10 protein-coding genes and 1 tRNA gene are annotated in these 9,419 nt (G+C 50.6%); 6 read left to right on the forward strand and 5 right to left on the reverse strand.

What is annotated here, in order from left to right; all coding sequences use genetic code 11:
* Positions 1-2: 2 nt before the first annotated feature.
* The 4 genes from KKH67_01380 to KKH67_01395 all read right to left on the reverse strand — a co-directional run bounded on the left by KKH67_01380 (position 3) and on the right by KKH67_01395 (position 2,130).
* Positions 3-76: transfer RNA gene (locus KKH67_01380), tRNA-Met, on the reverse strand.
* A 249-nt stretch (positions 77-325) separates the two neighbouring features.
* Positions 326-826, reverse strand: a complete 501-nt coding sequence (locus KKH67_01385) for a DC1 domain-containing protein (GenBank protein ID MBU1317825.1) — start codon at positions 824-826, stop codon at positions 326-328.
* 745 nt (positions 827-1,571) lie between these two features.
* Entirely contained in the window at positions 1,572-1,895 is a 324-nt protein-coding gene (locus KKH67_01390) for a hypothetical protein (GenBank protein MBU1317826.1), read from the reverse strand.
* A gap of 13 nt (positions 1,896-1,908) precedes the next feature.
* A complete protein-coding gene (locus KKH67_01395; protein MBU1317827.1) occupies positions 1,909-2,130 on the reverse strand; it encodes a hypothetical protein in 222 nt (73 codons plus the stop codon).
* Between the two features lie 375 nt (positions 2,131-2,505).
* On the opposite strand from KKH67_01395, the gene KKH67_01400 reads away from it, so the two are divergent.
* Genes KKH67_01400 through KKH67_01415 form a run of 4 tightly spaced genes read left to right on the forward strand, consistent with a single transcriptional unit; the run spans position 2,506 to position 5,858 of the window.
* Positions 2,506-3,369, forward strand: a complete 864-nt coding sequence (locus tag KKH67_01400) for a hypothetical protein (GenBank protein ID MBU1317828.1) — start codon at positions 2,506-2,508, stop codon at positions 3,367-3,369.
* 29 nt (positions 3,370-3,398) lie between these two features.
* Positions 3,399-4,331, forward strand: coding sequence for a hypothetical protein (locus KKH67_01405; GenBank protein ID MBU1317829.1), 933 nt, complete (start codon positions 3,399-3,401; stop codon positions 4,329-4,331).
* A gap of 3 nt (positions 4,332-4,334) precedes the next feature.
* The gene (locus KKH67_01410; GenBank protein ID MBU1317830.1) at positions 4,335-5,246 is read left to right on the forward strand and encodes a DUF362 domain-containing protein; all 912 of its coding nucleotides are present in this window, start codon (positions 4,335-4,337) and stop codon (positions 5,244-5,246) included.
* Positions 5,247-5,306: 60 nt separating this feature from the next.
* Positions 5,307-5,858, forward strand: coding sequence for a hypothetical protein (locus KKH67_01415; protein MBU1317831.1), 552 nt, complete (start codon positions 5,307-5,309; stop codon positions 5,856-5,858).
* A gap of 240 nt (positions 5,859-6,098) precedes the next feature.
* Here the strand turns inward: KKH67_01415 and KKH67_01420 are convergent, their stop codons facing one another.
* Positions 6,099-8,255 carry a thioredoxin domain-containing protein gene (locus tag KKH67_01420; protein MBU1317832.1) on the reverse strand — a complete coding sequence of 719 codons (2,157 nt, stop codon included), beginning with the start codon at positions 8,253-8,255 and terminating at the stop codon, positions 6,099-6,101.
* A 253-nt stretch (positions 8,256-8,508) separates the two neighbouring features.
* On the opposite strand from KKH67_01420, the gene KKH67_01425 reads away from it, so the two are divergent.
* Together KKH67_01425 and KKH67_01430 are read left to right on the forward strand one after the other, a co-directional pair.
* Positions 8,509-9,186 (forward strand): Crp/Fnr family transcriptional regulator, encoded by a 678-nt coding sequence (locus KKH67_01425; protein ID MBU1317833.1) that lies wholly within the window; start codon positions 8,509-8,511, stop codon positions 9,184-9,186.
* A gap of 90 nt (positions 9,187-9,276) precedes the next feature.
* The coding region (locus tag KKH67_01430) for a 4Fe-4S binding protein (protein ID MBU1317834.1) at positions 9,277-9,419 on the forward strand (143 nt) is incomplete at its 3' end.

Raw genomic sequence — 9,419 nt, forward strand, 5'->3', positions numbered from 1 at the left:
AATAGCGGTGCAGGGACTTGAACCCCGGACACGCGGATTATGATTCCGCTGCTCTAACCAACTGAGCTACACCGCCATTATTGCTTGATCGTAGCGGTCAGCGCACATAGTCTATGCGCTGATCAACCAACGCGGAATTTATGCAATTATCGGCAATTGTCAAGCTAATTGAAAGGTTCCAGGATGCAAACGGGCGCTGGATAAGGGGAGCCTCAATCGATTTGGCGGGGGCGCTTTTATTGATGTCGTCAAAGTGTGCCGCAGATTGAGACCATTGTGTATCCTGAGCAATGCGGAGGGTGGTTTCGAGACCGTCGGTTGAGGATCATCGACTTCGCGGCGGAGTGTCGGTCGGCTTGCGAGGGTCGAAACTTGCCTTCGGATGGTTCCTCGGCATGAGCGGAGATTCGTGCGTATACTCGCCTTTCATCTTCTGGTTGTTGAAAATCCGCAGACGCACAGTGAAATCCTGGCATGCCTGGCAGCGGGCAATGCTCCCGAGATTCTCCTTCGGCACCATCCGTTTCTTCTGATGAGCCGGCGCATATATCGGGCTTCCGACTATCGTGTGCCCCTCGGTGAAATCGTTAGGGTTGTTCCATTTCACACCCTTGACAATCTCGGTGTTGGTTTCATCGTAGACCGTCGCACCGGGACACTCGATCAGGACGACATCCTTACCGTCCGGCTTCTTGAATTCCGATACCGCCGTTGAAAGGAAGTTGTAGTACTCGCCATATTTGTCGTTGCATTCAAGGCACATGTAGATGCCCTTGAACTCGCGCATCTTCCTTCCGCAGATCGCGCAGATCCTTCCCCCAGTCATCGCACCCCCTTAGCCGCGCAGTCTGTGAGTCTGTGTGTCGCCACCTAAGTCGTCATGCAGTGGCTTGAGACTACTTCCCCTGATTTCAATCCGGCATAACTTGCAAATGTTCTTCCCGTTCACATGAGTCAGCGCACCGTTGCATATAGGACAGACGGTACGCCGCTTTTTTCGGCGCAGCCACATCACAATCACTCCTTCTTTTAGTTACTAGAAACGCTTACGCATAGGAGCAAATGCAACATGCATGCCGCCCACTATTCGTCAATGTAAGTGGGTGTAGTGACAACGCTTATAGATGAGATCAGTGTTCACGCGTTGTCCCGGAGTGCGGATAATGTGGGAGATTGTCAACACATTGGGTGACACGTCCGAATTGTATAGTCAACCATCAGTCAAGGCTGCTCAAAGATCAGGCGCCAGCGAAGACATCATTGTCTCAGAGTGAAACGGTCATGATCGCACTCATATGAGAACGCAGAGGCACAGCCACTGCGCGCACAGCTAATAGGTCGGCAATCGTCACTGCGAGCAAAGCGTGGCAGTCTCCACTTTTCACCATAGCTTTGATTGACATTGAGATCGCCACGTCGCTCCGCTCCTCGCGATGACGACGTTCGGCGCGAAATGGACTTCACCAACAAGCGGTTTCAACAGAATGACATTCGTCAAGATTCGACGGAGGCAGCTTTACGCAAGCATGAATCGGACTTAGGGAGAGCGGCAATATGGACGGCTCTGACCGTCAGTGCTTGAAGATGAATATCGCTACGAATACGATCGCAGCGCCGGGAAGGACTCGTGCCGGATCGAGCGATGGGAATACGTAGGAGACCGCGACGGCGGATCCTATGGTCGGGAGTATCACGAAAAATGCCAGCTTGAGTGCCATCCTGGTCAGGTAGACAACACTCACAACAATAATCATCAAAACCGCGAAATATACAATTGCGGGAGGAACCGATCCGAGATTCGACTTCAGAAATGAATCGAAGTCTTTGACATAGTCCGACACCCCTCCGAGCAAAGACGGAGCTTTTGTGATGATCCTCTCGATGAACTCGTTCATGGGTATCGCTCCACTATAGAGACTCCGATACAGGTTCGATTGTCAGAGATGATTCCCCAACCCGGCTCAGCCCTACCATCCGTTGTGTAAGGAAGTTCTGCGATGTGATCCATTGCTGTGATAGACGAAGCACTTCATCCTGCGCCAAGTCGGAAACCCAGTCGATAATGATAGCGTCATAGTGGTCCCCAGACACAGTTGCATCGTCCATAGTCAAAGTAAACCGTACTTTCACCTTCGGACCTCCTCTCTCGTAGCATTCCCTTGAGAGCAGTTGCAACGGGAGTGCCATCGAGAAGAATTCCGTTTCAGTATATTGCGAAGTCATTGTTTTACATGTACATGCGAGAACAATAATGAGTCTGGAAGTCACTGAAACCGATCTCGAACCCGCTGTCGAATCATGCAAAGTATTGGAGGAGCACAACAGTCTGTCGGATTGTTATTAGTGCAAGTGCAGATGGGGCAAGCGTTTCAATATGCAACCGACGTTCACGGTTGGTGCATAGACGGAGATCATCACGACGCTCCGCTACTGCTAAATCCGATATAATCACTTGGATATACGGCGGCTGTGTAATATATATCTCATACATCGGACGAGGCTTTCATGCGAAAGATATTCACCAATCTTTACAAGCTGCCCGACATTTTCAGTTGCCCGCACTCATCTCATCAGAAATTCGGTGGCGCTGTAACACCACACCACATTCTAAATGAAAAAAAGTGTTTTCCCGACGGCTGCATGGTGTTCGTGTGGAAGTGCCGTCTCCTCGACAAGGGACATTCCTGTCCGAAGAAATTCAAGCATGTCGGCAGGAAATGCTTCAGCTGCAAGCATTATTTCGAGGAGAAATATATGCGGCAGCCAAAGCTGAAAATCTCCGAAGAAGAATTCAGAAAGTTCAAGAGCCAGCTTGAGGACCTTAACTTCTGGCTGGATGAAATCGTCGGGCGCGAAATCGAGCTCGAAGCCACTATAGATGCAATCAAACCGAATTTCAGACCTTACGGCAATCCTCGGCATGAGCGATTTGCATTTCTGAATTGGCTCGCCGTTTTCAAGAGCGCTCATATCGGCTACGATTTGTTCGAAGATGTTTGCTTTGCGCGGCTTTCAGACAAGACTCAATCGCGATTTGGACTTGGCAATGGCGATCACATACTCTGTCGAGCGACACCCGATTTCGACAGAGGCAGGCTGGTCTTCACGCGGCTCCACAACATCGAGCTAAGTCCGTGCGGGCAGAAGCCTGAATGGAGGAAGGCAAATGTCGAAGTTGCAGCGGCTACCGCGGTACGTCTCAATCTTCAAGCAGAAAAGTGCCTTCAATGCCGATTCGGCTGCCTGATTGACCGACCGCACTATGACGACCGGAACGGATCGCGCTCGCTGCTCTGCCTTGCCGGTCAGAAAGCACCCGAGGAATGCACGTATCCGTTGATGAAGTATCTGGAGAAGGAGAGAGCGTAGCAATCTGAGGTTTCATGGAGGGTCAATGGATGGACCATTTTATCAGGATGACCAACATCTTCAGACTACTTTCTCTCATATTTGTGCTCGCAATATTGACACTTGCCGGATGTGGTCAATCCGTTGAGAAGGGGGGCGTGATCAACATGCAAAATCTAATGCCGACTGAAATCGCTGGCTGGAAAGCCGATGCTGCCACTGAATTATATGACCGGGAAACGATTTTCGACTACATGGACGGCGCAGGCGAAGTCTATCGAATGTACGACTACAGAGAAATGGCGGTGCGTCGTTTTGTGAATCCCACACAGCCCGGAATCGTCGTCGAGATATTCGATATGGGTTCATCCAAGGATGCCTTCGGGATCTTCAGCCATTCGCGCGACGAGGAGGTGAGAGTTCCCGGTCAAGGAGCGGAGTATCGAACCGGAATGTTCTATTTCTGGAAAGACAAGTATTTCGTATCTATCGTGACGGAGAAAGAGACACCGGAGACTAAAGAGGCGCTCTGCGAGATGGCCGCAGCAATCGATTTGAAGATCAAGTCGAAAGGCGCGAAGCCAGATATTCTCGAATGCCTCCCGGACCAGAATCTATCAGCGTCATCCGTCCGGTACTTTCATCTCTACACATCTTTGAACTATCACTATTATCTTTCTGATCAGAACATTCTGATGCTCAGCGATAAGACAGATGCTGTACTCGGAATCTATCAACCCGACGCGGCATACTTGACATGCATCCGCTATCCCGATAATGATCTTGCTGCCAAGGCGTTTACGAGTTTCAGTGATGCCTACATTCCGGAGGCTGGGGGGAGTGGCATTGCTCAGACTGAAAACGGTAAATGGGTTGTGTCGGAACCGTACGAACGATACATCCTGCTGGTGTTCGATGCTACGAGCGAATCATATGGTCGCGAGCTGATTGCAGAGACAAAGAAGAGACTATCGGAGATATAGGCTATGACCAAGAACCTGACTGACAAGAAAATCGGCACGATCACCCGGCGCGATTTCATCCGGGGTGCCACATTTGCCGCGCTCGGAGCTGCGTTGCCTCTTCCGCTGCTCGCGGATGATGCGAAGCCTGTCGCCAAAACCAGAGTTGCTCTCGTGCGAAATCCGGACGTGTTCGACAAAGAAGGCGGGATCGATCCGAAAGTCATCTCGAAGATGATGGATGACGCTCTCACAGCTCTGTTCGAGGCTGAGAAACCAATCGATGTCTGGAAGGGGTTATTCAAGCCTGACGATGTTGTTGGCATCAAGAGCAATGAGTGGGGGCCATTGCCGACACCGGAGGCTCTTGAGGAATATTTCAGACTAAGCTTGCTGCAGGTGGGTGTAGATGAGAAGAATATCGACATCGATGATCGCGGTGTTCTTCGCAGTAAAGTCTTCAAAGGCTCTACAGCTCTGATAAATGCTCGCCCGATGAGGACTCACCACTGGTCCGGCGTCGGGAGCCTTCTGAAAAACTACATCATGTTTACGCCAAGTCCGCCCAGCTATCACGACAATTACTGCGCCGATCTCGCAAAGTTGTGGGATCTTCCGATGGTCCAGGGCAAAACACGGCTCAATGTGCTGGTCATGCTGACACCACTATTCCACGGAGTCGGATCGCATCATTTCAATCCGGAATACACTTGGAAATATGGCGGTCTGCTTGTCGGCACCGATCCGGTAGCGCTCGATTCTGTCGGATTGCAGATATTGCAGGCGAAACGTCTTGCATATTTCGGCGAGAACAAACCGTTGCGTCCAACGGCGCATCATATCCGACTTGCCGACACGCGCCACGGCCTCGGCGTCAGCGATTTGGATAAGATTGAGTTGACTAAAATCGGTTCGACGGCGGGGATATTGATTTAGATGGTTGGTGAGGGTTAGTGTAATCCTTATGAGGACAATCGAATAAAGGGAGGAAGGCAGATGACAAATCCAGGTTCCTACAAGACTGTCATTAAGGCGTATGATGAAGCGCAAACAGAGATTCAGAAGTACTTTCCTCATTTCACAGACTTGATCGACCGCTACCGCTGGGACGTCGTAGTCAGTTATGTTTTTGCGCGTATCGAGTTCGCGAAACACATGACAATTTACTGCGGAATCGTCAAACTCCATCAGACGGATGCAGATCTCTCCTGGAAGGCTGTTACGGGAGATTATCTGTCGCGAACCAGATTCAGAGAACTCTTCCGCACTATCTTCGGAAAGCACATCAGCGAGCCTCTCTTGAAGAAGTTGGAATCAGCAGAGGCAGTCCGAGACAAGCACGTCCACGGTAAACCGGTCACTCCCGCAAACCTACGCAAAGCATTGGTTGATACATTGAAATTCGCAGAGGAATTCAATGCCTTTGTGTACTCAGTCGCTCAGTTCAGGCCTTTTGCCGATCTGCGGGGCTTCAAGGGGGCAGGGAAATCGCTGCCGAAATCAACAACTCGATGGATTCTGAAGGGAATGAACTTTCAGCTGAATTGAGGAAACGACATTCTCAGTGATGGTTCGTTCAATGGTTTTTGGCTAAACCTAAATGAGTACGCTGCGAATTATTCGAAGAGCCGTCAGGAATCTTTCCTGACGGAATCCATACTGTGGTTGGCGTACGTCCCTGTGCCCGATAGAGAACTGGATTCCCGTGCACACAGGAGTTGTGCTCCTGTGGTCGTCATACATCAACTGTGCAGAGGCACACCATTGCGCTCACAAGGATAATGCCTGTTATTGCTTCAGCAATGTAATCATCTCATCGGGACTGGTGGTCGGGAGCTTGCAGTTGTAATTCATACAAACATATACCGTCGATTTGGCATCAATGCTCTTCTGATCCCGCGTGAATTCAGCGATCTTCGAAATGTCGGGCGACTTCTCATCAGACGGCTTGAAAATCACGACTTTGTTCGGCAGGTACACACTTTGCAGAGTCGATAACATCTTCTCGGTATCTTCAGCGCCATCTTTGCCGACTATCACAATCTCATACGATGGTCCAACCGCGAAATCGACAGCCATCATCAACTGCGTGAAATTCGATGGGCTGGTATTGACCGAGCCGGAGAACGACTTCGCAATCGCAGCGGCTTTGCTCTCAAGAGCTGTGTCGCCGGTGATTCTTGCAAGCCGCAGCAGATTCAGCATCGCGACGGAATTGCCGGATGGCGTTGCACCGTCGTAGATTTCCTTTGACCGATGAATCAATTCCTCGCTGTCGTCAGCCGTGAAGAAATAGCCGCCATCGGTATCATCCCAGAAATGCGCGAGCATCTGGTCGTTCAGTTCAATCGTACTTTTCAAGTATTCCGTATCAAAGGTTGCCTCGTACAGTTCAATCAGTCCCCGGACGAAGTAAGCATAGTCATCGACAAACGCAGGCATTGCGGCTTCGCCATCGCGGAACCGATGAAGCAACCTGCCATCTCCAGATCGCACATTGCTCATCACAAACTCGGCAGCCTTCTCCGCGGCATCCCGGTACTGAGGATCATCGAAAACCTGCGCAGCTTTGGCAAGAGCCGCGATCATTAAACCGTTCCAATCGGTCAGAATCTTGTCATCTTTGGAGGGATGCACTCGCTTCTCTCGATATGCGAAAAGCCTTTCGCGTGTACTCTCCAGCTTGCTATCCAGTTCGGATTCGGACAAAGCAAGTTCTGATGCAACTTCGCTAAGTGGCCTTGTCAGATGCAGAATATTCGCACCTGAGCCGGCACCGGTTGCCTCATCCTTGAAATTCCCATTCGGTAGCACGTTGTACGTTGCCGCAGCGATGCGAGCATCCTCCTCGCCGAGGACTTGCTTGAGTTCATCGAGCGTCCAGACATAATACTTCCCCTCTTCCCCTTCGCTATCAGCATCCTCGGCAGAATAGAATCCGCCATTGGGTGAAGTCATATCTCGCAGCACATATGTCAGAATTTCGCGGGCAGTCGTTGCGTACTCATCTTTTCCGGTAGCCTGATATGCCTCGACATAAGCCATCGTCAGCAGCGCCTGATCATAAAGCATCTTCTCGAAATGCGGAAGCAGCCAGTCAGGGTCGGTCGAATATCTGTGAAATCCGAACCCGACATGGTCGAAAATGCCGCCGTGTCGCATGGCCTGCAGAGTTTTCTCGACCATAGTGAGCGCGTGCTGATCGCCGGTTCTCTTCCAATACCGCAAAAGAAATAGTTGATTGTGTGGAATCGGGAACTTTCTGCTTCCCGCAAAACCACCGCGCTGCTCGTCGAACCGGCCTTTGAGTTCATCGTATGCCCTGACAAGTGTCGTTTCTCCCAGATCGCCGCCGGACGAAACCGATTCGGTTGAGCGTTGTAGTCCAGCGACTATCTGCTCGGCAGATTGGTCGATATCCTCTCTCCGATTCTTCCAGACATCTACCACTTGAGGGATCAACTCAAGCATGCCGGGTCTTCCGTATCGGGACTCCCTGGGGATATATGTACCTGCAAAGAATGGTTTCTTGTCGGGAGTCATCAATATTGTCAGCGGCCATCCGCCGCTACCGGTCATCATCTGGCAGACAGTCATGTATATATTGTCGATATCGGGACGCTCCTCGCGATCAACTTTGATCGACACAAATGCCTCGTTCATCATGGCTGCCACCGTCGAATCCTCGAACGATTCGTGCTCCATAACATGACACCAGTGGCAAGTCGAGTAACCAATGGAGAGAAAGATCGGTTTATCTTCTCTGCGAGCCTTGTCGAAAGCCTCCTCCCCCCACGGATACCATTCCAGCGGGTTGTATGCGTGCTGCAGAAGATACGGGCTTTTCTCGTTGATGAGCGCATTAGCATGCCCTGCATAAGCGGTCCCACCGACCGTATCATCAACTTTTGATGTATCCGAAACTCGTCCTGTCGAATCTTTCATTGATTCACTCCTATCGGAACAATGTAGCGTTACTGCTGCCAATATCAGAAAGACTGCTGTTGTAGTCAGGGTTGCTCTGACGTGTCGCCTCATATTAGCACTAATCAAAATACTCCTGCCATGTTGATGTATAATGATCGAATAACGGTCAGTAGTAATTCAACAGAGTGATTCGCAGGATGTTCCTTTTCCTGTATGTGTCCTCAAAAATGTATTGATAAGGGATGCAAAATTCGCAATCATAAGACTAATTATGGATATAGATAATGCACTGCGCCGCTGCAGCCTCTGCGCTCATCTAAATGAGAGCGAACTGGCTGCGATAGCTAAGATTTCCTCGATCCGCTCCGTAGCGCGGAACGGTATGCTGTTTCTTGAAGGCGATCCGGCAGATGGCTTCTTTTCGCTGGTCGAAGGGAAGGTCAGAATCTACAAGGCATCACCGGAGGGCAGAGAATACACGATTCACATTATATCGGCTGGCCAACTCTTCGCCGAAGCGGCTATCTTCCAGGGGAGCAGCTATCCGGCCAATTGCATCGCGCTGGAGGATTCTGTCGTCATCTACTTCCCAAAGTCAGAATTCGTCGATCTTCTCGCGCGTATGCCGGAGATTTCGCTCAAGATAATAGGCTCGCTGTCCGCATTTCTGCGTGAATACAACCAGATGGTCGAGAATCTGTCGCTCAAGGAAGTCCCGGCCCGGCTCGCATCATACCTGCTCGGTGAATATGACCGCACTCCGGGGGAAGTCGTTGTCCTGAGGATGTCAAAGACAGCACTCTCGACGAAGCTCGGAACAGCGAGCGAAACCCTTTCTCGCAACCTGCGCAAATTTAGCGACTTAGGAATAATTCAAGTCGACAACAAAGAGATCACAATCCTCGATCCCGCCAGGCTCGCCGCAATCGCAGATGGTCAGAAAATCTGATTTCTTGACCCAGGTCAATGCTTAAAAGGGACTATTCCAGTACATTTTGCCGAAGAATGTAGTGAGACACCAAATCGAAAGGAGCCAATTATGGCAGTCCGGAAGATAGTTCATATAGATGAAGAGAAATGCGACGGGTGCGGACTCTGTGTGCCCTCATGCGCCGAGGGTGCAATCCAGATAATCGACGGCAAGGCGAAGCTGGTCAAGGATACATACTGCGATGGTCTCGG

It is taken from the genome of Candidatus Zixiibacteriota bacterium (genome assembly GCA_018820315.1).
Taxonomy (GTDB): domain Bacteria; phylum Zixibacteria; class MSB-5A5; order JAABVY01; family JAHJOQ01; genus JAHJOQ01.

Excerpts from the sequence above, each read along its gene's own strand:
- KKH67_01385 (MBU1317825.1), bottom strand. The coding sequence starts at position 826 with ATGACTGGGGGAAGGATCTGCGCGATCTGCGGAAGGAAGATGCGCGAG.
- KKH67_01390 (MBU1317826.1), bottom strand. The coding sequence starts at position 1,895 with ATGAACGAGTTCATCGAGAGGATCATCACAAAAGCTCCGTCTTTGCTC.
- KKH67_01400 (MBU1317828.1), top strand. The coding sequence starts at position 2,506 with ATGCGAAAGATATTCACCAATCTTTACAAGCTGCCCGACATTTTCAGT.
- KKH67_01405 (MBU1317829.1), top strand. The coding sequence starts at position 3,399 with ATGGACCATTTTATCAGGATGACCAACATCTTCAGACTACTTTCTCTC.
- KKH67_01410 (MBU1317830.1), top strand. The coding sequence starts at position 4,335 with ATGACCAAGAACCTGACTGACAAGAAAATCGGCACGATCACCCGGCGC.
- KKH67_01415 (MBU1317831.1), top strand. The coding sequence starts at position 5,307 with ATGACAAATCCAGGTTCCTACAAGACTGTCATTAAGGCGTATGATGAA.
- KKH67_01420 (MBU1317832.1), bottom strand. The coding sequence starts at position 8,255 with ATGAAAGATTCGACAGGACGAGTTTCGGATACATCAAAAGTTGATGAT.
- KKH67_01425 (MBU1317833.1), top strand. The coding sequence starts at position 8,509 with ATGGATATAGATAATGCACTGCGCCGCTGCAGCCTCTGCGCTCATCTA.